Raw genomic sequence first — 24,161 nt, 5'->3', positions numbered from 1 at the left:
GGCCAGAATGCGTGAAACCCATAGCCCAGAGTCATGCCCCCAAGCCACGAATTCATGTCGGAGTTGCGCGCGGCGGCGGATGTCCTGGCAGGCCCTGAGGGCTTGACCCGATACCGCCAGCTCGTTGCCGAAGCGCTTTACAGGCGCTTTCAGTGCTCGATGGCGAGCCTGTGGCTGCTGCGCGAGGCCCCTGCCGGGCGCTTCCTCGAATGCGTGGCGGCGTTCTCCGAGAACCCTGAGCTCAATGCGGCCGGTACCGAACTGCATGAGAAGGATTTCCAGGTCTACTTCGACACGCTGATCCGTACCAAGGTCTACAACTCGCCGGACGCCCAAGAGGACCCCCACCTAGCGGGCCTGAAGGACAGCTACCTGCTGCCCCAGGGTGTGCGAGCGCTGCTGGATGTGGCCTTCCAGATCAACGGTCAGCCCTTGGGCGTGCTGTGCATTGAACAGCGAGAAACTCCCCGCATCTGGAGCAAGGTCGACGAGGTCGATCTGCGCAACGCTGCGTCGGTGATCGGCATCAGCATCGCCCGCCACCGCAACGACGAGCAGCAGACATCAGTGGCCTGAACAGGCTCCTCAGACCTGGTGCAGCGGCACCAGATGCAGCTGTCCCTGGCGCACACCACGCTCCGCCAATACCGCGTTCGCGAAATCACGCACCGCACCCGCCGGGCCTTTGAGGATCACGGTCTCCACGCACAGGTCATGCTCCAGATGCGCGTGCATGGACGACACGGTCAGATCGTGATGGTCATGCTGCATGTCCATCAGGCGCAGCGACAAGGTGCGCTCATGGTGGTCGTACAGATAGGTCAAGGTGGCCACGCAGGGGCTCTGCGGATCGAACTGGATCTGCTCATCGCCCAGTTCGCGACGCAGCAGATCGCGGAATGCCTCCGAGCGGTTGTCATAACCCTTGCGTTGCGACCATCGTTCGAAGCGCTCGGCAAGGTCGTCATCGATGGAAATCGTCAGGCGTTGCATGTGCACCTCCGACCAGGAGTGTGCCGCAGCAGTGGCTCGCCCCGTGGCGCAGGCGCATCGATACGCCAAACGACGTACGTATGAAGTATTCACAATTGTTCATACTTCATATCCAATACCGCGTTTGCCTTGAACCTCGCTCGCACACCGCCATGGTCACCCTCGCCCACTGCCACGCCACCCTGTCTTCGCAGCCCAGGCCCTTCTTGAACGCCGTGGCCCTGGCCGTGATGACACTGTCCTGGGGAGCCATGGCGCAAACACCGCCAGCCACCCGTACGGCAAGTCCTGCCTCAGAGCAGGCCCCCACCGAGCTTGGCAACGTGGTGGTCCGTGCCCACTATGACAATTCGGTCGGCTCGTCCGATGCGGCGAGCGAAGGAGCCGTGACCGCCAGCCTGCTGGCCAACCGCCCCACCCTGCGTCCGGCCGAGGTGCTGGAGTTCGTGCCCGGATTGATCGTCACGCAGCACAGCGGTGGTGGCAAGGCCAACCAGTATTTCCTTCGGGGATTCAACCTGGACCACGGCACCGATTTCGCCACCTATGTCGACGGCATGCCGATCAACATGCCCACACATGCGCACGGCCAGGGCTACAGCGACATGAACTGGCTGATGCCGGAGCTGGTGCAGCGCATCAACTACCGCAAGGGCCCCTATTTCGCGGAAGAAGGCGACTTCTCATCGGCCGGCGCGGCCCGCATCCGCCTGGTCGACAGCCTGCCCCAAGGCGTGCTCAACGTCACCGCCGGGCAGGATGGCTACCGCCGGGCGCTGGTGGCCAATTCATCGCCCTTGTCAACAGGCACCCTGCTCTACGCCTTCGAAGCGGTGCACAACGACGGCCCCTGGGATCACCCGGAAGATCTGCGCAAGCTCAATGGCCTGCTGCGCTACAGCGTGGGCGCTGGCGCCAACCGCACCAGCCTCACGGCCATGGCCTACGACGCGCGCTGGAACTCGACCGACCAGATCCCGCTGCGGGCCGTCGAGGGTGGACTGGTCGGCCGCTATGGCGCGCTGGACCCAAGCGATGGTGGCCGCACCTCGCGCCAGAGCCTGTCGCTCGACACGCAACACACCAACGCCTGGGGCACTTTCAAGTTCAACGCCTACGCCATCCATTCGCGGCTCAAGCTGTTCTCCAACTTCGAATACGCCAACGACGACGAACCCGACAACGCCGGGGCCAGCCAGTTCGAGCAGGCTGAGCGGCGCCAGGTGGTGGGCATGGCCATGAGCCAGCACTGGACCACCCAGTGGGGCGGCTTCGAAACCAACAACGTCATCGGCCTGCAGGCCCGCCACGACCGGATGCGCCCCCTGGGCCTGTATGAGGCTGAGGGCGGCGAGCGCACCGGTGTGCTCCAGGAAAGCCGCGTGCGCCAGCGCAGCGTGGGCCTGTACGCGGAGAGCAGCACCCAGTGGCAGCCCTGGCTGCGCAGTGTGCTCGGCCTGCGTGCTGACCATCTTCAGGCCGATGTGGACAGCGCCATGGCGGCCAACAGCGGGCAGACCAGTGCCAGCCTGGCCTCACCCAAGTTGTCGCTGATCCTGGGCCCCTGGGAGAAGACGGAATACTTCATCAACGCCGGCACGGGCTTTCACAGCAACGATGCCCGCGGCACCACGGTCGCGGTCGACCCTGTGCCCCCGCTCGTGCGCAGCAAGGGCCTGGAACTGGGCCTTCGCACCGAGATCGTGCCTGGCCTGCAAAGCTCATTGGCGTGGTGGCAACTCAAGCTGGGCTCGGAGCTGGTGTTCGTCGGGGATGCCGGCACCACCGAGGCCAACCGCGCCAGCAAGCGCCAAGGCATCGAGTGGAACAACCACTACGTCGCCACGAACTGGCTGCAGTTCGATCTGGACCTGGCCGCCTCGCAAGCCCGGTTCACGCAGGATGCGCCCGAAGGCAACCGCATCCCTGGCGCGCTTGAAAAGGTGGCCTCGCTGGGCGTGACGGTGAACGACCTGGGCCGCTGGCATGGCCAGTTCCAGCTGCGCTATTTCGGGCCGCGCCCGCTGATCGAGGACAACAGCGTGCGCTCGAGCTCGACCACGCTGGCCTATGCCCGCGTGGGCTACCGCTTCAGCCCTGCGCTCAAGCTCGATGTCGATGTGTTCAACCTGTTCAACCGCAAGGACAACGACATCGAGTACTTCTATGCATCGCGCCTGCTGGGTGATACCGCAGGCGTGGACGACCGGCACATCCACCCGGTCGAGCCGCGCACGCTGCGTGTGACGCTGAGCGCGTCGTTCTGATCAGCCCATCACCACCGGGCCGCCCTTGGCCAAGGCGCGCTGGTAGGCCGGCCTGGCCACCATGCGGGCCTTGTAGGCCACCAGGTGCGGGCATTGCTGAGCGGCCTGCTTGCTGCGCGCCAGCAAGGCCTCCACGGCAAAGCTCATCTGGAAGTCAGCCAACGTGAGGCGGTCGCCTGCGAACCAGGTGTGCGTGCTGAGGTGGTTCTCGATGAAGGCCTGGCTGTTGCCCAGGTTGGGATCGATCAGCTTGGTTTGCACCTGCCCGCACAGCTGGCGCGCGATCGGCTTGACGAAGAAGGGCATGGGCTGCTGCGGGATGCTCATGAACACCAGCTTCATCACCAGCCAGTTCATCAGCGAGCCTTCGGCGAAGTGCATCCAGAAGCGCCATTGCAGCTGCTCGGGCGAGCCAGGCTGCGGCAGCAGCTGGGCCGCCTCGCCCTGGGCCTGCGCGCCGTAACGGTCCACCAGGTACTCCAGGATGGCAGCGGATTCGGCCACGACCAGATCGCCATCGGTGATCACCGGTGATTTGCCCAGGGGGTGGATCTTCTTGAGTTCGGGCGGGGCCAGGCGCGTGCGCGGGTCGCGCTTGTAGAACTTGATCTCGTAAGGCACGCCCAGCTCTTCGAGCAGCCACAGCACGCGCTGCGAACGGGAGGTTTCCAGGTGGTGGACGGTGATCATGCGGGGTCTTTCACAGGGGCGGTGGTGGCACCGCCCAGGGCCTGCACCAGGGCCACCCAGTTGTCGAGCTGGTTGTAGCGCACCTGGGCCGCGGCCAGTTCGGCCTGCCGGCGTGACTCCTGCGCATCCAGCCAGGTCTTGAGCGGTTCAGCCCCGGAACGATAGCGCAACTCGGTGAGCTGCTCGACCTTGCGCGCCTGCACCAGCCGATCGCCTTGCAGCTGGGCCTGGCGCTGCAGTTGCGTCTGCGCCGACAAGGCCGTGTCCACATCGGACAGGGCCTGGTAGAGCGTCTTGCGGAAATCGAGTACCGCTGCATCGGCCTGCGCCTGCGAGATGGCCACGTTGCGCTGCATGTCGCCCCAGTTCAGGAAGGGCAAGGCCAGGGCGGCGCCCAGCGTGCCCACCGGATTGGCGAGCACGTTGCTGAGCGCCTGGCTGCTGCCGCCCACGCTGCCATTGAGCGTGAGCGAAGGGTAGTAGGAGGTGCGCGTCACGTCCACATTGGCGAAGGACCCGCGCAGGCGGGCTTCGGCCGCGCGCAGATCAGGGCGCCGGGCCAGCACATCGGCAGGCAGGCCGGGCGCCAGCTCGGGCCAGGGCGTGGCGGGCCACTGGGGCTTGGGCAGCACGGCATCGGCATTCTGCGCAGGCTCATCGAGCAGCAGGGCCAAGGATTGGCGCACCACGACGCGCTGCTGCACCAGCTGCGACAGGGCCGCCTCCTGGGCGAGCACGCTCTGGCGGGACTGCGCTTCTTCCAGGCCGGACACGCTGCCAGCCTGGCGCTGGGCCAGCACCAGGTCCAGTGTCTTGCGCGCATAGGCCAGGCTCTGCTCGGCCGTGTCCACCTGCTGGTCCAGGTAGGCCAGCTGCCAGTACAGCGTGGCGGTGGTGCCCACCAGGCTCAGGGCCACGGCACGGCGGTCGGCTTCGGTGGCGGAGGCCTCCCATTGGGCCGCATCGCGTTGGGCGGCCAGACGGCCCCAGAGATCGAGCTCCCAGCTGGCGCCCACGCTGGCCGAGGCCGAGCGTGTGGTGGGCTGGGACTCGCCGATGCGGCGCGAGGCATTGGCACTGACCGAGCCGGAGAAACTGGGCAGGCGATCGCTCTCGGCCTGCTGCAGGGAGAGCTGCGCCTGGCGGACGCGCAGGGCGGCCACCGCCAGATCCGTGTTGCGGGCCAGGGCCTGGTCGATCAGGGCATCCAGCACAGGATCGTTGAAGCCCTTCCACCAGGCTTCGTCCACTGCTGCCACATTCGACAGGTTCGCGGCAGGCGCCGCGTACTGGAACTGCGCAGGCACCTGGGCATTGCCGGCCTGCGGCGCGTTCAAGCCGGCCGTCTGGGTGGCGCAGGCCCCCAGCAGCAGGCTGCTCAGGGCCGCCGTGGCCAACAGGGTGCGCCGCGCCCAGGGGCGTTGAAAGGCTGTGCTCATCTCGTCCATGTCCTTGTTGTGTCTGTCCTGCGGGCCACACAGGCCCTGACGGTGCCTCAGGGGCGCGCCAGCGCCTCCACCGGGTCCAGGCGGGCCGCGTTGCGCGCCGGCAGGTAGCCGAACACCACACCGATCAGGCTGGACACGCCAAAGGCCATCACGATGGAGGTGGTCGAGTAGACCATCCTGAAGTTGCCGCCCGCCAGGTGGTCGAAGAGCTGCCCGATGCCCAGTGCCAGCAGGATCCCCAGGATACCGCCCAGCAGGCACACCAGCACCGCCTCGATCAGGAACTGCCGAAGGATATCGCTTTGCCGCGCACCCACCGCCATGCGCACGCCGATTTCCTGTGTGCGCTCGGTGACGGACACCAGCATGATGTTCATCACGCCGATGCCGCCCACGATCAGCGAGATCACCGCGATCGACGAGATCAGCAGCGTCAGGGTCTGCGTGGTGGTTTCGATGGTCTGGCGGATGCTGTCGCTGTTGCGCACGAAGAAATCCTCGGACCCGTGGCGCTGTGTGAGCAGGCGCGTGATGCCCTTCTCCGCCGCCACCGAGGACACGTTGTCGCTGATGCGCACCGTGACATTGCGCAGGTAGTTCTGCCCCATCAGGCGCCGCATGGCCGTGGTGTAGGGGATCCACACGTTCAGGCTGTCGCTGGCGAACATGCCGTCCTGGGCCTTGGTCACGCCGGTCACGCGCACGGGCACATTGCCGAGGAAGATCACCTGCCCCACCGGGTCCTCGCCCGGCTTGAACAAGGCATCCCGCGTGTTCGGATCGATCACGGCTTCCTGTGTCTGGCGGCGCACGCTCTCGGCATCGAAGGGCATGCCTTTGTCCATCGTGTAGCCTTTGACGCGGAAGAACTGGTCGCCCACGCCCGTCACGCTGGCCGAGGCCTCGGCATTGCCGCGCCGCAGCGTCAGGCTGGTACTGACAGAAGGCGTCACGCTGTCCACGTAGGTGAGCTGGGCCAGCGCGTCGGCATCGGCGGGCACCAGGGTCCGGATGCGCCCGGCCTGCCGGTCGCCGAAGCCTTTGCCAGGGAAGATGTCGATGGTGTTGGTGCCCATGGCGCTGATGTCGGCCAGCACGCGCTGGCGCGAGCCTTCGCCCAGGGCCACCATCGACACCACCGAGGCGATGCCGATGATGATGCCCAGCATGGTCAGCAAGGTGCGCAGGCGGTGGCCGGCCATGGCGCGCAAGGCCATGCTGGTGGCCTCGCCCAGGCGCCCCCAGTTCGACGCCAGGGCGCCCATCCAGCCGGGCGGGGCCTGCCGTGGTTGCCTGATGCCGCCCGGATGCCCGGCCTGTGCCGCCTCTTCATCGCCGGACGCGGGCTTGTCATGCGGAGAGTCCGGGTTGGCCTGGTCGGACACGATCACGCCATCGCTGATCTCGATGATGCGCTCCGCGTTGCGGGCCACCTGCGGATCGTGCGTCACGATGATGACGGTGTGGCCTTCGGCGTGCAGCTCGCGCAGGATCTTCATCACCTCCAGGCCGGAGGTCTTGTCCAGGGCCCCCGTGGGCTCGTCCGCCAGGATCACATCGCCGCCATTGACCAGCGCCCGCGCAATGCTCACGCGCTGCTGCTGGCCACCGGACAACTGGCCCGGGCGGTTGGCCAGGCGGTCGGCCAGGCCCAGCCGGCTCAGCAACTGGCTGGCGCGCTCGCGCCGTGCCTCGCGGGGCGTGCCGGCGTAGATGGACGGGATCTCCGCGTTGCCCACGGCCGAGAGATCGCCCAGCAGGTGGTAGCGCTGGAAGATGAAGCCGAAGTGCTCGCGGCGCAGGCGGGCCAGCTCGTCGGGCTCCAGCGTGGCGGTGCTCTGGCCGTTGACGCGGTAGTGGCCGCGCGTGGGCCGGTCCAGGCAGCCCAGGATGTTCATCAGGGTGGACTTGCCCGAGCCGGAGGCGCCGATGATGGCCACCATCTCGCCGGCGTCGATGCGCAGGTTGACATCCTTGAGCACGGCCACCGTGCCGTCGCCCGAGGGGTATTCGCGCCACAGCCCGCTCACTTCGAGCAGCGGCTGGTAAGCGGCTTGAGGATCAGGCCTTGCCGAGGTCATGGGCAGCACCCCTGGCTCAGAACATGCCGGGGCCACGGCGGCCTGCGCGGCCGACGCTGCCGGACTCGCCTGCCTGGGCCTCGCCCACCACCACCTTGTCGCCCTCGTTCAGGCCTTCGAGCACCTGCGCCTGCACACGGTTGTTCAGGCCGATGCGCACCTTGCGCTTGACGATGCGCTGGTCTTTGCCTTCGCCTTCCAGCACGCTGACCTGGTAGCGGCCATCCTTGTCGCGCCGGTCGCTCAGTGCGGAGGACGGCACCACCAGCGCGTCCTTGGCGTTGGCCAGCACGATGGACACCTGCGCCGTCATGGACACGCGCAGTTTGTCGTCGGGGTTGGGCACATCGAACAGGCCGTTGTAGTACACCGCCGCGGTGGTCGACGAACTGCTGCTCGTCGAGGTGGAGGTGTTGGAATCCGTCTGCTCGGATTCAGGCACGGGCTCGATGGCGCGCAGCTTGGCTTCGTAGCGCTTGTCGGCCTCGCCCAGGATGGTGAAGTACACCGGCAGGCCCGGCTTGACCCGCACCACATCGGCTTCGGAGATCTGCGCCTTTACTGTGATGGTGTCCAGCTTGGCCAGCTTGATGATGGTCGGCGCCGACTGCGTGGCGTTCACGGTGCGGCCCTCTTCCGTCACCACAGCCACCACACGGCCGTCCATGGGCGCCAGGATGCGCGTGTAGCCCAGCGTGACGCGGGCGGTGTCGGCGCTGATGCGGTTCTGCTCGATCTGCGCCTCTTGTGCGGTGATCTCGGCCTTGAGTGTGTCCAGGCTGGCCTTGGCTGCCTCGAACGATTCACGCGAGGTCGCGTCCTGGGCCAGCAGCTGCTGTTCTCGCTTGAAGGTCAGCTCGGCCTGCACCAGCGCGGCCTTGCGGGCCAGCAGCGTGGCCTGCGCGTTGCGCAGCGCAGCCTCGGCGTTGCGCAGCGTGTTGGTCTGGGTGTCGGCGTCGATCTCGCCGATCAGTTGGCCCTGCTTGACCTGGTCACCCAGCTGCACATACAGCTTCTTGATCTGGCCTGATACACGGGCGCCCACGGAGACCTGCTTGATGGCCTCGACCGTGCCGCTGGCCAGCACGTTGTCTTCCAGATCGGCCCGGCGCACCTCGGTGGTGATCACCTGCGGTGTGGGCGGGGGGCTGAACCACTTCTTCTTGACGAACCAGGCTGCGCCGGCGATCACCAGCAGCAGGGCCCAGAATTTCCAACTCGTCCACCAGCGCTTCGATTTCAATGCGTTCATGCGACGCAGTGTGAAGCATCCTTGTTATCGGCCCGTTGCGTCCGGGTAAATCTACTGTAAAGAGACCGCCTTGCCGATAGGGAATTGGGACAAGCGTGCTCAGAACGCCAACTGGCCCGACAGGTACCAGCCGCGCTGCTTCTCTTTCGTGGCGATGTTGCCCAGGTCCACCCAGGCGGCCGTGATGTTCACGTGTCGATGCGGGAACCAGGCCAGGAAGATGTCGTAGGCATTGTCTTCCTCGAAGCCGGGCACGGCGCCGAAGTTGTCAGGCTTGCTGCGGAACTCGCCACCCAGCACCAGGTCGTCGCGCAGCATCACGCCCAGGCTGCCCTCCACCTCCAGGTGGTGGTCGGGCTCGGCTTCACTGCCAAAGCCCAGCAGGCCGAACTGGTTGGCGCGGGTCCAGCGCACGGTGACATTGCCCAGCACGTTGTAGCCAGCCAGCGCTCCCAGCCACACCTTGGTGGCAGTGGCATACAGTTCGACGTCCTCGTCGGAACGGATGGGCAGACCGACCACCTTCAGGAAGTCGACATCATCGGCCATCTTGTACAGCGCGCCGACGCTGATCTGCGGCATCCAGCTGTCCTGGTCGTAGACGGCATTGCCAGCCACCTTCACCTTGGCGCCGAGCACGCTCATCTCCAGCGACTTGCCACCCGGGATCACGTCCTCGCTGACCTTGAAACTCCAGCGGGCCATGCTGAGCTCCACCCGGTCCCTGATGCCCACGGCGGCCGAAGCCACACGCAGACGATGGTCCCGCGTCTTGACCTCGGTCACGGCCACCGAGCCGCCCACCTGATCGCTGGACCCCGTGCCGCCGATCACGGCCCAGGGCGTCAGCCCCCCACCAGCGGCGCCGTCGACGGAAGAGACGCCCCAGGTGGCCGGCAGGCGGTCACCGGCGTGTGCCGCATCGGCCCACCACAGCGCCACCGCCCCGGCCAGCAGAACCGAGCCCTGCCAGGCCAGCCGACGGCTGTCACGGCGGGCAGCCACCACCCTTGCCAGACGGGGGGTGACGGGATCATGATCCCAGGGGGCCTTGGGTTGATGAGGCTTGTTCATGTCCGGGTTCCAGGTAAGGGTCGCTCGATTGAGTCGGAATGCACAAACAACCACCATCCGGCCCCCAATTGCTGAGATCGTCATCGGCACAATCCCGCGAAAATTAATGCAGATGGCCGCCAAATCATGGAGAACGTCATGCCACCTCGCCCCACCCCTCGCCTGTTGTCCATGCGCCCCCTGCTGGCCGCCGCCCTGGCCACCCTGCTGTGGACCGGCTGCGCCACCACCTACCGCAGCGATGTGCCGCTCTACCAGCAGCTCGGGGGTGAAGAGACGATCAAGACCTTCACCGGCAAGGCGCTGAGCCGCGTCGCCGCCGATCCCGTGCGTGGGCGCAGCTTCAAGGGCATCAAGATGCCCTTCCTGATCGACAGCGTAGCCAACTACATCTGCAAGGTGGCCGATGGCCCTTGCGTCTACGAGGGCCAGGACATGCAGAAGTCGCACGCTGATCTGAACCTGGGCGGCTCTGAATTCGATACCCTCGTGCAGACGCTGCGTGAAGAGATGGACGCCGCCGGGGTGCCCAACGGCGCCAAGAACGAACTGCTGCGGCGCCTGGCCCCCAGCCGGCGCGAGATGGTCACGCATTGAGAGCCTCCGGCCCTGTCGATCGACCCACGACACCAGTCAACGGCCCAGCCGCCGGCCTGAACACAGCGGCTTTGCGCAAACGGAAACGCCATGACGACCACCCGACACCCCCTGCCCTTGCTGCACAGCCTGTCCATCGGCGCCCTGGCGCTGCTGTCTGCCCATGCCATGGCCGCGCCCCAGACCTTCACCGTGGTGGACGCCGCCGGACAGCCCATCGCCTCGGCCGCCGTGTCGGTGATCGTGAAAGGGGGCAAGCCCACCGCGCCTGCGGGCACCGTGGTGGACATGGTCCAGAAGAACCGGCGCTTCACGCCCTCGGTGCTGCCTGTGCAGACGGGCACCGCGGTGAACTTCCCGAACCTGGACACCGTCCGGCACCATGTCTATTCGTTCTCGCCCACGCGCAAGTTCGAGATCAAGCTCTACGCGGGCACCCCCGCCGCACCGGTGGTCTTCGACAAGCCGGGCACGGCCACACTGGGCTGCAACATCCACGACACCATGGTGGGCTACATCCACGTGGTGGACACTCCCTACTTCGGCACGACCGATGCGGCAGGCAAGGTGACCATCGATGTGCCGGCGGGCGAACACAAGGCCCAGCTCTGGTACCCCGCCCTGGGCGAGGCCACACCGCCCATCGAGATCCCGGTCAGGACCGGCGCGCCGGTGACGCTCAAGGGCAAGTGAGCCCGGGCCACCGGCCCTGGCAAGCGATCAGGCCAGATCCCGCAGGGCCAGCGTCACGGCCAGTGCCACACGGGCCTGCGCCGGGGTCAGCCGGCCGGCCACCGGCCAGGTGTCGTCGGGGCGGGGCTCGATGCCGCCCCGCGCCACGCGCGAACTGCGCCACACCACCACACCGGCCCGACGGGCCTTGAGCAGCGAGGCTTCCAGGCCCTGGTGCCAGGTGCCGTGCCCTGTGCAGGCCACCACCAGGCCCCGCAACGGGCGGGCCCCGTCCACGCTTGCCGCCAGGAGCAGTGCATCCACCACGGCGCCATCGGCATCCGCATGGCTGGTGACCACCTCCACGCGCGGCAGACCATCCAGTGCCAGGAAGGCCGGCGACCACTGCCCTCGGGGCGGCACCCAGGCCACGTCCGGCGTGCCCAACACCTGGCCGCCCTCGATCCGCGCCAGCGGCGGTGCATCGCCGCCATCGAAGGCATCGATGTGCCAACTGTGGGCCTTGCGCACCTCGGTGCCCGCCCACACGTTCCCTTGCAGCACCGCCACGACGCCCACCAGCCCGGCGTCCGCAGCCCAGCGCACCACGTGCACTGCATCGTCCAGATTGCGAGGGCCATCCGCCTCGGCCGACGTGGCCGGGCGCATCGCCGCGGTGAGCACGACCGGCTTGGCGGGCGGCAGCAGCAGGTGCAGCAGCCACGCGGTTTCTTCCAGCGTGTCCGTGCCATGGGTGATGACGACACCAGCCACCTCGGGCCGCTCCAGCACCTCGATCAGATCCTGCAGCAGCACACGCCACACGGGCCAGCCCATGTCCTTGCTGTCGATCTGGGCCACCTGCCGTGCCTCGAGGGTGCCTCCCTCGTTGTCCGGCACCGCCGCCACGAGTTCGTCCACACCCAACTGGGCAGCGCGGTAATCCCGGTCCTGCCCCGTGCTGGATGTGCCGGCGATCGTACCGCCGGTGCCCAGCACCACCACCACGTCCGCCATCACGCCGGCATTTTCGCCGGCATTCACGCCCGCATTGGCCACGTCATTCATGAGTTCGTCTCCATCAAGCCACGAAAGTACTGGACAAAGCAACAGCCCTGTATAAAATGACAGCAAACCACGGGCGTTGCCATGAACGATAAACCCAAACTCACACCGCGTCAGCAACAGATCTTCGAGCTCATCCAGCGTGCCATTGCGCGCACCGGCGCGCCGCCCACCCGGGCAGAGATCGCGGCCGAACTGGGTTTCCGCTCGGCCAACGCCGCTGAAGAACACCTGCAGGCCCTGGCCCGCAAGGGCGTCATCGAACTCGTGGGCGGCACCTCACGCGGCATCCGCCTCAAGGCCGGCACCCTGCGCACCGTCAACGAAGTCCGCAAGCGCTCGGCCGATGAGCCCAGCCTGGTCAGCCAGATGCTCGGCGGCCTGAGCCTTCCCCTGCCTGGCCTGGAACAGCTGGCCCTGCCGCTGGTCGGCCGCGTGGCCGCCGGCAGCCCCATCCTGGCACAGGAATCCATCGAGCGCACCTACAACGTCGAAGCCAGCATGTTCGCCAAGCGCCCTGACTACCTGCTGCGCGTCAAGGGCATGAGCATGAAGGACATCGGCATCCTCGATGGCGACCTGCTGGCCGTGGCCCGTACCCGCGAGGCCCGCAATGGCCAGATCGTGGTGGCGCGCCTGGGTGACGAGGTCACCGTCAAGCGTTTCCAGCGCACGCCCAAAGGCATTTCACTGCTGCCAGAGAACCCTGATTTCGAACCCATCATCGTCCCCCCCGACCACCCCGAGTTCGAACTCGAAGGCTTGGCGGTCGGGCTGATCCGCAACCACATGCTGCTGTAGCCCAGCGGCACTGACACCCCCGTTGATGCACAGGTGGCGGGCATTTGTTCCGTCCCGGCCGCCAGGCCAGCACGGAGCGATCCTGAGCATCAACGGTTCTGCCGGAATCCTGCCGAACTTCCAGTCTGATCGGAGTTCACCATGATTCATCACTTCGCACGCGCCCTGGCTGTTCGTGAGCAGGTCCGCGCCCAAGCGTCTGCCGCTCAACGCACACCTTCGGCAGCTGCCGCGCCCAGCGCACCTGCGGCGAGCGCCCAGCTCATGCCCCTGGTCGGCCACCTGCGCATCCGCCGCGATCCGGCCGATGGCCGCCGCACCATGATCGCCGGCCGCTTTGCCGATGTCTGCGCCGCACTCGACCGCATGGTCGTCGAGCTGGAAGCTGCCGCCTGACGGCTGGCCATTCGGCCCATCACCAAGCCCTGGGCTTGCAGAGCAAGGCCTCGCCGCTCTCCTTCTCTCCTTCTATTCTGTACACGAGCCCGCCTTCGTCGCACGCCACCAGCGGGGCGAACAAGGGATGTGGTGGCAGCCGGCCGGGCGCCTTCGTTGGCGCTGAGAAGCGCAGCGGCGAGGTGGGCACGCGGCGCGCAGCGCGTGCTTCATTCAACTGACTGGTCGCAGCTGTTTGAGCGCAGCGGCGAAGCCGCGTAGCGAGTTCTGCGACCCCACCTTGCCGCGAGCATCGCAAGGCAGTCCTGCCGCAGGCAGGACCGACAACACAGGCGCCCGGCCGGATGCGCACACATCCCGCGCCCCGCGCTGCCACGCCAAAGCGATCACGCCACCTCAGGCAAAGAAAATCCCCATAGACCAAGCGGCCTATGGGGATCAAATCTTTGTTGCACGCCGCCTGCCAGGGCATAAAGCCAAGGCCAACAAGCGCCACACACCATCAACCCATGTGCAGCCCGCCGTTGATCGAGAAATCAGCGCCCGTGGCAAACCCGGCTTCATCGCTGGACACCCACGAGACCATCGACGCGATCTCTTCCGGCGTGCCCAGGCGCTTCACAGGGATCGTGGCCACGATCTTGTCCAGCACATCCTGGCGGATCGCGCGGACCATGTCCGTGCCGATGTAGCCCGGCGACACGGTGTTCACCGTCACGCCCTTGTTGGCCACTTCCTGCGCCAGGGCCATCGTGAAGCCGTGCATGCCAGCCTTGGCGGCAGAGTAGTTGGTCTGGCCGAACTGGCCCTTCTCGCCGTTGACCGAGCTGATGTTGACAATGCGGCCCCAGCCACGCTCCACCATGTCGTCGATGACCTGCTTGGTCACGTTGAACAGGCTGTTGAGGTTGGTGTCCATCACCGCGTCCCAATCGGCCTTGCTCATCTTGCGGAACATGCCGTCACGCGTGATGCCGGCGTTGTTGACCAGCACATCGATCGGGCCGTGCTCGGCGCGGGCCTTCTTGAAGGCTTCGACGGTGGAATCCCAATCGGCCACATTGCCCACGGAGGCGTAGAAGTTGTTGTAGCCCAGGGCCTTTTGCTCATCCAGCCACTTCACGTGGTCACGGCTGGGGCCACAGCCGGCGATGACGACCAGGCCGTCACGGTGCAGGCGTTGGCAGATGGACGTGCCGATGCCACCCATGCCGCCAGTCACGTAAGCCACTTTTTGAGCCATTTTTGAGTACTCCTCGTTGGGGATGTGAACGCTATCGTTGGTAAGAGAAAGCCGGCCGCCTTTCAATGGGCGGCACCGGCTTGTCAGGATGCAAAGAGCAAGATGCCGGCCAGAGACCGATCACCGCTCGACGGTCAGGGCCACGCCCATGCCGCCGCCAATGCACAGAGAGGCGATGCCCTTCTTGGCATCGCGCTTCTGCATCTCGTGCAGCAGGGTGACCAGGATGCGGCAGCCCGAGGCGCCGATCGGGTGACCAATGGCGATGGCGCCACCGTTCACGTTGACCTTGCTGGTGTCCCAGCCCATTTCCTTGTGCACGGCACAAGCCTGTGCGGCAAAGGCCTCGTTGATCTCGAGCAAGTCCAGGTCAGCGGGCTTCCAGCCGGCGCGCTCGAGCGCGCGGCGCGAGGCCGGCACCGGGCCCATGCCCATGTAGGCCGGATCCAGGGCGGCACTGGCGTACGAGGCGATGCGCGCCAGCGGTGTGAGGCCCAGTTGCTCGGCCTTCTTGGCGCTCATCACGACCACGCCCGCGGCGCCATCGTTCAGACCGGAGGCATTGCCCGCCGTCACGCTGCCGGCCTTGTCGAAGGCTGGGCGCAGGCCGGCCAGCGCCTCGGCGTTGGTCTTGCGGTTGATGTATTCGTCCGCGTCGAACACGATGGGATCGCCCTTCTTCTGCGCGATGCTCACCGGCACGATCTCGTCCTTGAAGCGGCCGGACTCCTGCGCGGCCGCCGCCTTCTGCTGCGAGGCCAGGGCCAGCGCATCCTGCTCGGCGCGGCTGATGCTGTACTGCTTGGCCACGTTCTCGGCGGTGATGCCCATGTGGTACTGGTTGTAGACGTCCCACAGGCCGTCGGTGATCATGGAATCGATCATCGACCAATTGCCCATGCGCTGGCCGTCACGCGAGCCGGGCAGCACATGCGGCGCCAGGCTCATGCTCTCCTGGCCGCCGGCGATGATGATGTCCGAATCACCGTCACGGATGGCCTGCACGGCCAGCATCACGGCCTTCAGGCCCGAACCGCAGACCTTGTTGATGGTGTAGGCCGGCACGCCTTGCGGCAGGCCGGACTTGATGACCGCCTGGCGCGCCGGATTCTGGCCACAGCCAGCCTGCAGCACCTGGCCCAGGATGACTTCACTGATCTGCTCGCCGGTGAGCCCCGTGCGCCTGAGCAGGTCCTGGATGACGACGGCGCCCAGCTCGGCCGCAGGCGTCTTGGCCAGCGTGCCACCGAACTTGCCCACCGCAGTGCGGGCGGCAGCGACGATCACGATGTCGGTCATGGTGTTCTCCTTCAGGGGTCAAGCCCGCTGGCCTGTGCGGCCAACCATAGCAGGCAACTCGCAAAATTCACGCCCGGCGCTTCACATAGCGGCCTGGCGCAGGCTCGATTGCGGGATAGTCCTTAGATCCCGCCGAGGTCGGGGCCTTGATCAGGCGGCCACTGTGTTGTTCCAGCCACGCGGCCCAGGTGGGCCACCAGCTGCCAGGCTGCTCTTCAGCCGTCTGAAGCCAGTCGCCGGCCTTGGCCGGCAAGGCCTTGGCGCCTGAGCGGGTCTGCCAGAAGCTGCGCTTCTTTTTCTCGGGCGGGTTGATCACCCCGGCGATGTGCCCGGAGGCGCCCAGCACGAAGGTGGTCGGCCCCTTCACCAGTTGCGTGGAGGCATAGGCGCTGTCCCAGGGCACGATGTGGTCTTCGCGCGAGCCGTAGACGAAGGTCGGCATGCGCAGGCGCCCCAGGTCGAGCGGCGTGCCGCACACCTTCAGCGCGTTCGGCTGTTTCAGCTTGTTTTCCAGGTAGGTGTTTCGCAGGTACCAGCAGTACATCGGCCCGGGCAGGTTGGTGCTGTCGCTGTTCCAGTACAGCAGGTCGAATGCGGGAGGCGTCTCACCCTTGAGGTAATTGCCCACCACATAGTTCCACACCAGGTCGTTGGCGCGCAGGAATGAGAAGGTGGTGGCCAGCTCGCCGCCCTTCATCAGGCCGCCGCCCTGCGGGCTCTGCGCGCCGATGGTCAGCTCGCGCATGTGCACCAGGGCCTCGTCCACGAAGACATCGATGGTGCCCGTGTTGACGAAATCCAGGAAGGACGTGAGCAGGGTCAGGCTGGCGACCGGGTGTTCGTCGCGCGCATCGAGCACCGCCAGAGCCGAGGCCAGCAAGGTGCCGCCGATGCAGAAGCCCAGGGCATTGATCTGCTCGACACCGGTGATGTCCTGCACGGCCTGGATGGCACGCATCACACCTTGCTCGGTGTAGTCGTCCCAAGTGGCCTGCGCCAGGCTCTCGTCGGCATTGACCCAGCTGACGATGAACACGCGCTGCCCCTGCGACAGGGCATAGCGCACCAGCGAGTTCTCGGGCTGCAGATCGAGGATGTAGTACTTGTTGATGCACGGCGGCACCAGCAGGAAGGGCCGCTCGTGCACCTTGTCGGTCAGTGGCTTGTACTCGATCAGCTGGAAGAAGGGGTTCTCGAAGACCACGGTGCCCTCGGTGGTGGCCACATTGCGGCCCACCTCGAACACGGACTCGTCGGTCTGCGACATGTGGCCCTGGCGGATGTCGCCCAGCAGGTGCTGCATGCCCTGCTTGAGGCTCTCGCCCTGGGTGTCGATGGCCAGCTTCTGCGCCTCGGGGTTCAGCGCCAGGAAGTTGGATGGCGACGCTGCATCCACCCATTGCTGCACAGCAAAGCGCACGCGCTCGCGGGTCTTGTCATCGCCCTGCAGGCTGTCGGCCAGCTGCTTGAGCGTGCTGGCATTGAGCAGGTACATGGAGGCCATGAAGGCCGAGCCAGGCTGGCGTGTCCACTCTGGCGAGGCAAAGCGCTTGTCTTTCAGCGCCAGGCTCTCAGGCTGTGAGAGCGCCCTGTTCCACAGATCGGAGGCCTGCTGGAGGTAGTCCTGCTGGATCTGGATCAGCCGGTCCGGCGCCACACTCAGGCTGGCCACCGACTGTGCCAGGGATCCGACCTCTTGGGCCACGGTTTCTGCTGCATCCACGGCGGTGGCGGCCGCTGGCGGCACGCCGAAAGCACTGGCCTGTGCCCCGGGCGCCGGCGCCTGCGATGCATTGGCGGCGCGGCCCCGCGCAGTACCGGCCGGCTTGTCCTTGATGGGCGAGGCGGCAGTGCGCGCGCGCGGCTGCGGCACCGACTTCAGGGGCACCTTGCCGGCACCCGAGGACACGGTCTTGTCGGACGAAACAGGCTTCTTGACCGCGGTGGATGCGCGGCGCCGTGGTGTGTCGGCCATAGGTCTCCTCTTATGGGCTCTTTCAACGGTGGACAGCGTCGTTGAGAGACGCGGCATGCACGCCTATTCTGGGCTGTTTTTTCCAGACGGCATGGCACAGACCCTGTTTTTACGCGGTTTTGCCAGGCCGTTTGATGACCGCGGACAACAGTCACAATACTCCCCATGTGGATCGTGGTGATTGCCTGGATATATGTGGCCGTGATGATGGCCGTGGCGGAGGCCTTCGGCCCGCAGGGATCCATCCTGGGCGGCATCATCACCCTGCTGCTGTATGGGGTGGCGCCGCTGGCGCTGGTGATCTATTTGATGAACACCCCGATGCGTCGGCGCCGGCTGCGCGAACAGGAAGCCGCCGAACGGCAGGGTGCCGCAGCCCCCTCAGCGGCTGCCCCGCTCCAGCCAGATGCAGGCGGCCTGCCGCCCGGTGACCCCATCGCGCCGGAAGGAAAAGAACCGTGAAGCATCGCTCACGGTGCACCAGCGGCCGCCAGCCACCAGGCTGACACCTTGAGCGGCCAGGCGCTGGCGGGCCAGGCCGGGCAGATCGGCCAGCCATTTCCGAGGCGTCTGCTGGCCAGTGGAAGGCAAAAGCTGGAAATGCGGCGTCACCGCAGCATCCGGGTCAACACCGAAACCACGCAGCACGTCCTCGCTCACTTCGAAAGATTGCGGCCCGATGCAAGGCCCCAGCCAGGCCTGCAGCTCGGCCGGCTCGCAGCTGGCACCAGCACACAAGGCGGCCACGCCAGACTCCAGCACGCCCTGCCCGGCCAGGCTGCCCGCACCGGCCAGGCCGCGCCAACCCGCATGCAGGGCCGCCACGCCACGGCCTTGGGGCGCGGCCAGCAGCACTGGCAGGCAGTCGGCCACCATCACTGTGCAGACCACCCCGGGTTCGGTGGTCCAGCTGCCGTCGGCCTCGACCGGCTGTGCGGGATCCCAAGCTTGGCCATCAACCTGCCAGCCCCCGCCCCCGTCCCCGTCCCGCCCCAGTTGCACTACGCGGTGGCCGTGCACCTGGCGCAGCCAGACCGGGTCGGCCTGCATCGCCTGGGCCAGGGCCAGCCGGTGTGCCGCAACGGTCGCCGGATCGTCGCCGACATGGTCGCCCAGGTTGGCATCGTCGAAAGGAGGCAGGCTGGGCCGGATGGGCACGGCCCCGGCCAGCCCGGTCGGCCAGCGCCTCGTGCTCATCCAGGCACGCACACCGGCCTGCATGGGCCATTGCAAAGGCCCCAGGGCATCGTCGGGAGGGTCGAGACGGGTGGTCATCGGCATGGAGGGTGACAAAAAGGCGCCGGCTTCATGCAGGAACGGCAGCGCCATGACAGCAGAAAGCGGACAGGCCCCGACAAGCGCGAGGCTATGATCCCGCCCCGATGCTACCCCGTTCCGTTTCCCATGTATCCGGCGCGCGGGCCCGACAGGCCCGTGCCGTGAGCTGGCCCGTACAACCGGTGTCGCCAGCCCTGCGCCGCTGGCTGAAGGCCCCCGGCTCGCTCACGGCCCGCCTTCGGGCCCTGGGCACCGTGCACGTGGAAGTGATGAGCCAGGGCACCCGGCGCTTGTGGCCAGCCGAACGCCGACTGCTGAAACAGGCCAGCGGCCATGTGCGCGAGGTGATCCTGTGCCTGGACGGCCAGCCGGTGGTGTGGGCGCGCAGCGTCACCAGCCAGCGCGCGCTCAAGGGGCCCTGGAAAGCGCTCAAGGGCCTGGGTTCACGCCCCCTGGCTGAACTGCTGTTCAGCCATGCCCGTGTGCGCCGAGGCCGCCTGACACAACACGCCTGGCGGAGAGCCGGGCCAGAGCAGGCCCGGGCGCGCCGAGACTGGCACCGAGTGGATCGGCGGCCGCCTTCGGCAAGCGCTGGCCGCGCTCCCGGCTGGGCACGTCAATCGGTGTTCTGGCACCACGGCCTGCCGCTGCGGGTGATGGAGTCGTTTTCGCCCGGGATGCGCAGGCGCTTCACCCCCTGAGCGCCCGAGGTGGGCCATGCCCATGCTCTACACTCGGGGCCATGCATTTTTCACGGCGCATCGAGCATTGCCCCATGTGTGGCACCCGGGTCGAACATCGCATCCCTGATGACGACAACCGGGAAAGAGCCGTCTGTCCGTCGTGCGCGCACATCCAGTATGTCAACCCGCTGAACGTCGTGGGCACCCTGCCCGTCTGGGGTGACCAGGTGCTGCTGTGCCGCCGAAACATCGAGCCTCGCAAGGGTTACTGGACCCTGCCTGCAGGGTTCATGGAACTGGGCGAGACTTGCGAGGAAGGCGCCCGCCGGGAAACCGACGAGGAAGCCGGCGCCCGCATCGAGATGCAAGGCTTGTATTGCGTGATGGATGTGGTCAGTGCCGGCCAGGTGCATTTCTTCTACCGCGCCCGCCTGCTGGACACCGATTTCAACCCCGGCCCCGAGACCATCGAGGCCAAGCTGTTCTCCGAGGCCGACATTCCGTGGCAGGAGTTGGCCTTCCGGACAGTGAAATTGACGCTGGAACGATTCTTTGCCGACCGCAGCACGGGTCAATTCGGCGTGCATTGTGCCGATATCCGCTGAAGACCCGGTTGACTCTCAGCGCGCCGGCCCCCACACAGGCCACGCAACAGGCTCATGAACGCACCCGATAAACCACAGGCAGGCCCGCTGGCGCCCACCGATGCTCCTCCCAGCCCTTCAAATCCTTCCGCACAAGAGGCTGCCACCGCGCTGCGCCTGCGCGAAGACCTGATCGGCCCCGACCCCCTGCTCGACTGCCTGATCGAGGTGTGCCGCCTGCACGGGGTGTCCGCCTCGCGGGCATCGCTGTCGGCCGGGCTGCCGCTGGACAAGGGGCCCTTGTCGCTCACGCTGGCCGAACGCGCCGCCGCCCGCGCCGGGCTGGCCACGCGCGTGCAGCGCCTGCCGGTGGACCAGATCGATCCGTTGACGCTGCCGGCCATCCTGCTGCTGCACGGCCACCATGCCTGCGTGCTGCTGGGACGCGAGAGCGATGGGCGCCTGCGCGTGCTCTTCCCTGAAACCGGACAGGGTGCCATCACCCTGAGCCCCGACGAACTGACCAGTCGCTACAGCGGCGCCGTGCTGTTCGCCCGGCCGCATTTCCGGTTCGACGAACGCGCACCAGAGGTGCGGGCCACCAAATCCGGCCACTGGTTCTGGGGCGCCGTGCTGGCCCAGCGCTTCGTCTACAAGGATGTGCTGTGGGCCGCGCTGCTGGTCAACATCTTCGCGCTGGCCTTCCCGCTGTTCTCGATGAACGTGTACGACCGGGTGGTGCCCAACCATGCGGTCGAAACATTGTGGGCCCTGGCCGTGGGCGTGGCGCTGGTGCTGGGCAGCGATCTGTTCATGCGCCTGCTGCGCAGCCACTTCGTGGACGAGGCCAGCGCCCGCATCGACGTCAAGATCTCGGCGCGGCTGATGGAAAGCGTGCTGGGCATGAAGCTGGAGAACCGACCCCAGTCGGTCGGCTCCTTCGCATCCAACCTGCGCGGTTTCGAGCAGGTGCGCGATTTCATCGCCTCGAGCACCGTCACCGCGCTGATCGACCTGCCTTTCGGCCTGCTGTTCGTGGCGGTCATCGCCTGGATCTCGCCCTGGCTGGTGATCCCCGTGGTCACCGTGTTCCTGATCGTGCTGGTGGCCGGCTACGTGCTGCAACACCGCCTGCACGAGCTGTCGCAGACCACCTACCAGGCCTCGGCCCAGCGCAACGCCACGCTGGTCGAGAGCCTGACCGGCATCGAGACCATCAAGGCACAGGGCGCCGAGGGCGTGATCCAGTCGCGCTGGGAGCGGGCCAACGAGTTCCTGGCCGCCACCAACGTGAAGATGCGCGGGCTGTCGTCCAGCGCCATGTACACCACCTCGACCTTGCAGCAACTGGTCTCGGTCACCATCGTGATCATCGGCGTGTACCTGATCACCGACAAGAGCCTGACCATGGGGGGCCTGATCGCGGCCAACATGCTGGCCGGCCGTGCGCTGGCGCCTGCCGGGCAGATCGTGGGCCTGCTGATGCAGTACCAGGGCGCGCGCACCGCGCTCGAATCGCTCGAGCAGATCATGGAAAAGCCCGTCGAGCGCCCCGAAGGCAAGACCTTCATCCAGCGCCGCGAGCTCAAGGGCGAGATCGAGTTCCGCAACGTGTCCTTCGCCTACCCCAATCGGCAGGATGCGGCCCTCGATGGCCTGAGCTTCAAGATCAACGCGGGCGAGAAAGTAGCCTTCATCGGCAAGGTGGGTTCGGGCAAGACCACGATCCAGAAACTGGTGCTGGGCCTGTACCAGCCCAAGGAAGGCTCGGTGCTGCTGGACGGCATCGACATGCGCCAGCTGGACCCGGCCGACGTGCGCCGCAACCTGGGCTATGTCTCGCAGGATGTGACCCTGTTCTACGGCTCGCTGCGCGACAACATCACCTTCGGCATGCCCCACGCGGTGGACGAATCCGTGGTGGCTGCGGCCGAGATGGCCGGCATGACCGATTTCGTGCACCGCCATCCTCAAGGCTTTGACATGCAGGTGGGCGAGCGCGGCGAGCTGCTGTCAGGCGGCCAGCGCCAGAGCGTGGGCATCGCCCGCGCGGTACTGCACAACGCGCCGCTGCTGCTGCTGGACGAACCTACCAGCGCGATGGACTTCTCGACCGAAGCCTTCGTCACGCAGCGCATGGCCGAGTTCACTCAGGGCAAGACGGTGCTGCTGGTGACGCACCGCACCTCCATGCTGGCCTTCGTGGACCGCGTGATCGTGGTCGACCAGGGCAAGATCGTGGCCGACGGGCCCCGTGAGCGCATCCTGCAGGCACTGTCCGCAGGACGCATCGCCCGCGCCAGCTGAGGAACCCACGACCATGAAAATCCTCATGAACGCCGGCAAGTCGATCCTGGGCCTGCTCGAATCCATCCGCCTGCGCCTGGCACCCATCACCGACCGCGTCCTCGACCGCATCACGGGCCCCCGCATCTCGCCCGCCACGGCCGAAGCGGCCGGCATGCGCAATTTCGAGATGGAGGCCGACGCGGTGATGTCCACCGCCACCACCTACCGCGCCCAGACCCTGGTGCGCACCGCCCTGCTGATCGTGGTGCTGCTGATCGTCTGGGCCTCGTTCGCCCACGTGGACGAGGTGACCAAGGGCGAAGCCAAGGTGGTGCCCTCCAAGCAGCTGCAGGTGATCCAGGCGCTGGACGGCGGCGTGGTCACCGAGATCCTGGTGCAGGAAGGCCAGGTGGTCGAGGCTGGCCAGATGCTGCTCAAGATCGACGAGACGCGCGCCACCTCCGGCGTGCGCGAGAGCGCCGCGCAGACCTTCTCGCTGAAGGTCAAGGCCATCCGCCTGAAATCACTGGCCGAGGGCACGAGCTTCGTGCCACCGATCGCCAGTGGCCCCGAAGAGCAGCGTGTCGTCGACGAAGAAACCCAGCTCTACGATTCCCGGCGCTCGGAGTTGTCGGCCCTGATCGGCATCAGCCAGCAGCAGCTGGCGCAACGCCAGCAGGAGCTCAGCGAAGTGCGCGCCAAACGCGAATCGGCCACCCGCAGCCTGGAGCTGTCGCAACAGGAACTGAACAAGACCAAGCCCTTGTTGACCACTGGCGCTGTCTCCGAGGTGGAGATCCTGCGGCTGGAGCGTGACCTGACCCGGTCCCGAGGCGACATGGAGCAGGCCGGGGCCCAGAGCGCCCGTGTGCAGGCCTCCATCGCCGAGGCGTCCCGCAAGATCCAGGAGACAGAGCTTTCTTTCCGCAACGAAGCCCGCAAGGAACTGTCCGAAACGCTGAGCCGCCTCAACAGCATGAATGAAGGCGCCGTGGCGCTGGTCGACAAGGTGGACAAGGCCCAGGTGAAATCACCCGTGCGGGGCCGGGTGCAGCGCCTGATGGCCAACACCGTGGGCGGCGTGGTGCAGCCTGGCAAGGACATCGTCGAGATCGTGCCGCTGGACGACGCCCTGGTGCTGGAGGCGCGCGTGCAACCCAAGGACATTGCCTTCATCCACCCGGGTCAGGCCGCCACCGTCAAGTTCACCTCCTACGATTTCTCCATCTATGGCGGCCTGGATGCCAAGGTCGAGAACATCAGCCCCGACACCATCACGGACGAGCGCGGCATCAACACCTATTACGTGGTGCGGGTGCGCACCACCCTGCCCAATTTCGGCGAGAAGATGCCGATCATCCCGGGCATGACGGCCGAAGTGGACATTCTCACGGGCAAGAAGACCGTGATGGCCTACCTGCTCAAGCCGGTTCTCAAGGCCAAGAACTACGCGCTGCGAGAGCGCTGATGTCGG

General features: G+C 66.7%; 22 protein-coding genes. 11 read left to right on the top strand and 11 right to left on the bottom strand.

What is annotated here, in order from left to right:
• Positions 1–33 precede the first annotated feature (33 nt).
• Positions 34–576 (top strand): GAF domain-containing protein, encoded by a 543-nt coding sequence (locus tag EIP75_RS11990; protein WP_125243499.1) that lies wholly within the window; start codon positions 34–36, stop codon positions 574–576.
• A 9-nt stretch (positions 577–585) separates the two neighbouring features.
• Here the strand turns inward: EIP75_RS11990 and nikR are convergent, their stop codons facing one another.
• Positions 586–993, bottom strand: a complete 408-nt coding sequence (gene nikR, locus EIP75_RS11985) for a nickel-responsive transcriptional regulator NikR (RefSeq protein WP_125243498.1) — start codon at positions 991–993, stop codon at positions 586–588.
• Between the two features lie 152 nt (positions 994–1,145).
• On the opposite strand from nikR, the gene EIP75_RS11980 reads away from it, so the two are divergent.
• On the top strand, positions 1,146–3,260 hold the full coding sequence (locus tag EIP75_RS11980; protein ID WP_199758568.1) for a TonB-dependent receptor: 2,115 nt from the start codon (positions 1,146–1,148) through the stop codon (positions 3,258–3,260).
• Here EIP75_RS11980 and EIP75_RS11975 read toward each other — a convergent pair whose 3' ends face one another.
• From EIP75_RS11975 to EIP75_RS11955, 5 genes are all read right to left on the bottom strand, one after another.
• Positions 3,261–3,950 (bottom strand): glutathione S-transferase family protein, encoded by a 690-nt coding sequence (locus EIP75_RS11975; protein ID WP_125243497.1) that lies wholly within the window; start codon positions 3,948–3,950, stop codon positions 3,261–3,263.
• Complete coding sequence (locus tag EIP75_RS11970; protein ID WP_158622832.1) at positions 3,947–5,389, bottom strand: efflux transporter outer membrane subunit; 1,443 nt, start codon at positions 5,387–5,389, stop codon at positions 3,947–3,949. Before EIP75_RS11970 ends, EIP75_RS11975 begins: the two co-directional genes overlap by 4 nt.
• Before the next feature lie 56 nt (positions 5,390–5,445).
• Positions 5,446–7,479, bottom strand: coding sequence for a MacB family efflux pump subunit (locus EIP75_RS11965; protein ID WP_125243495.1), 2,034 nt, complete (start codon positions 7,477–7,479; stop codon positions 5,446–5,448).
• Positions 7,480–7,495: 16 nt separating this feature from the next.
• Positions 7,496–8,731: an efflux RND transporter periplasmic adaptor subunit gene (locus EIP75_RS11960; RefSeq protein WP_125243494.1), complete on the bottom strand. Its 1,236-nt coding sequence runs from the start codon at positions 8,729–8,731 to the stop codon at positions 7,496–7,498.
• A 99-nt stretch (positions 8,732–8,830) separates the two neighbouring features.
• Positions 8,831–9,805, bottom strand: coding sequence for a DUF3034 family protein (locus tag EIP75_RS11955; protein WP_125243493.1), 975 nt, complete (start codon positions 9,803–9,805; stop codon positions 8,831–8,833).
• A gap of 138 nt (positions 9,806–9,943) precedes the next feature.
• Between EIP75_RS11955 and EIP75_RS11950 the strand changes: the two genes are divergently transcribed.
• A complete protein-coding gene (locus tag EIP75_RS11950) occupies positions 9,944–10,402 on the top strand; it encodes a group I truncated hemoglobin (protein WP_158622831.1) in 459 nt (152 codons plus the stop codon).
• Positions 10,403–10,492: 90 nt separating this feature from the next.
• Entirely contained in the window at positions 10,493–11,095 is a 603-nt protein-coding gene (locus EIP75_RS11945; RefSeq protein ID WP_125243491.1) for a methylamine utilization protein, read from the top strand.
• Positions 11,096–11,122: 27 nt separating this feature from the next.
• Here the strand turns inward: EIP75_RS11945 and EIP75_RS11940 are convergent, their stop codons facing one another.
• Complete coding sequence (locus tag EIP75_RS11940; protein WP_233584818.1) at positions 11,123–12,142, bottom strand: asparaginase; 1,020 nt, start codon at positions 12,140–12,142, stop codon at positions 11,123–11,125.
• A gap of 81 nt (positions 12,143–12,223) precedes the next feature.
• Here EIP75_RS11940 and lexA point away from each other — a divergent pair, with 81 nt between their 5' ends.
• Positions 12,224–12,940, top strand: a complete 717-nt coding sequence (gene lexA / locus EIP75_RS11935) for a transcriptional repressor LexA (RefSeq protein WP_125243490.1) — start codon at positions 12,224–12,226, stop codon at positions 12,938–12,940.
• Positions 12,941–13,081: 141 nt separating this feature from the next.
• Positions 13,082–13,336 (top strand): hypothetical protein, encoded by a 255-nt coding sequence (locus EIP75_RS11930; protein WP_125243489.1) that lies wholly within the window; start codon positions 13,082–13,084, stop codon positions 13,334–13,336.
• A 502-nt stretch (positions 13,337–13,838) separates the two neighbouring features.
• On the opposite strand, the gene phbB is transcribed toward EIP75_RS11930, so the two are convergent.
• The 3 genes from phbB to phaC form a co-directional block, all read right to left on the bottom strand.
• Positions 13,839–14,579, bottom strand: coding sequence for an acetoacetyl-CoA reductase (gene phbB / locus EIP75_RS11925; RefSeq protein WP_125243488.1), 741 nt, complete (start codon positions 14,577–14,579; stop codon positions 13,839–13,841).
• 120 nt (positions 14,580–14,699) lie between these two features.
• On the bottom strand, positions 14,700–15,878 hold the full coding sequence (locus EIP75_RS11920; protein WP_125243487.1) for an acetyl-CoA C-acetyltransferase: 1,179 nt from the start codon (positions 15,876–15,878) through the stop codon (positions 14,700–14,702).
• A 67-nt stretch (positions 15,879–15,945) separates the two neighbouring features.
• Positions 15,946–17,853, bottom strand: coding sequence for a class I poly(R)-hydroxyalkanoic acid synthase (gene phaC / locus EIP75_RS11915; RefSeq protein WP_125243486.1), 1,908 nt, complete (start codon positions 17,851–17,853; stop codon positions 15,946–15,948).
• A 165-nt stretch (positions 17,854–18,018) separates the two neighbouring features.
• Here phaC and EIP75_RS11910 point away from each other — a divergent pair, with 165 nt between their 5' ends.
• Positions 18,019–18,315, top strand: coding sequence for a hypothetical protein (locus EIP75_RS11910; RefSeq protein ID WP_125243485.1), 297 nt, complete (start codon positions 18,019–18,021; stop codon positions 18,313–18,315).
• Here the strand turns inward: EIP75_RS11910 and pgeF are convergent.
• Positions 18,235–19,134 (bottom strand): peptidoglycan editing factor PgeF, encoded by a 900-nt coding sequence (pgeF, locus tag EIP75_RS11905; RefSeq protein WP_233584817.1) that lies wholly within the window; start codon positions 19,132–19,134, stop codon positions 18,235–18,237. The two genes, EIP75_RS11910 and pgeF, sit on opposite strands and share 81 nt — an antisense overlap.
• Before the next feature lie 158 nt (positions 19,135–19,292).
• Here pgeF and EIP75_RS11900 point away from each other — a divergent pair, with 158 nt between their 5' ends.
• Genes EIP75_RS11900 through EIP75_RS11885 form a run of 4 tightly spaced genes read left to right on the top strand, consistent with a single transcriptional unit; the run spans position 19,293 to position 24,155 of the window.
• On the top strand, positions 19,293–19,832 hold the full coding sequence (locus tag EIP75_RS11900; RefSeq protein WP_158622830.1) for a chorismate--pyruvate lyase family protein: 540 nt from the start codon (positions 19,293–19,295) through the stop codon (positions 19,830–19,832).
• A gap of 41 nt (positions 19,833–19,873) precedes the next feature.
• Entirely contained in the window at positions 19,874–20,419 is a 546-nt protein-coding gene (locus tag EIP75_RS11895; RefSeq protein WP_125243483.1) for an NUDIX hydrolase, read from the top strand.
• Between the two features lie 54 nt (positions 20,420–20,473).
• Positions 20,474–22,705 carry a type I secretion system permease/ATPase gene (locus tag EIP75_RS11890; RefSeq protein ID WP_125243482.1) on the top strand — a complete coding sequence of 744 codons (2,232 nt, stop codon included), beginning with the start codon at positions 20,474–20,476 and terminating at the stop codon, positions 22,703–22,705.
• A 13-nt stretch (positions 22,706–22,718) separates the two neighbouring features.
• Entirely contained in the window at positions 22,719–24,155 is a 1,437-nt protein-coding gene (locus EIP75_RS11885; RefSeq protein WP_199758567.1) for an HlyD family type I secretion periplasmic adaptor subunit, read from the top strand.
• The last annotated feature ends 6 nt before the right edge of the window (positions 24,156–24,161 follow it).

This window comes from Aquabacterium soli (assembly GCF_003933735.1).
Taxonomy (GTDB): domain Bacteria; phylum Pseudomonadota; class Gammaproteobacteria; order Burkholderiales; family Burkholderiaceae_C; genus Aquabacterium; species Aquabacterium soli.
This window is presented reverse-complemented; position numbering and strand designations above follow the sequence as displayed.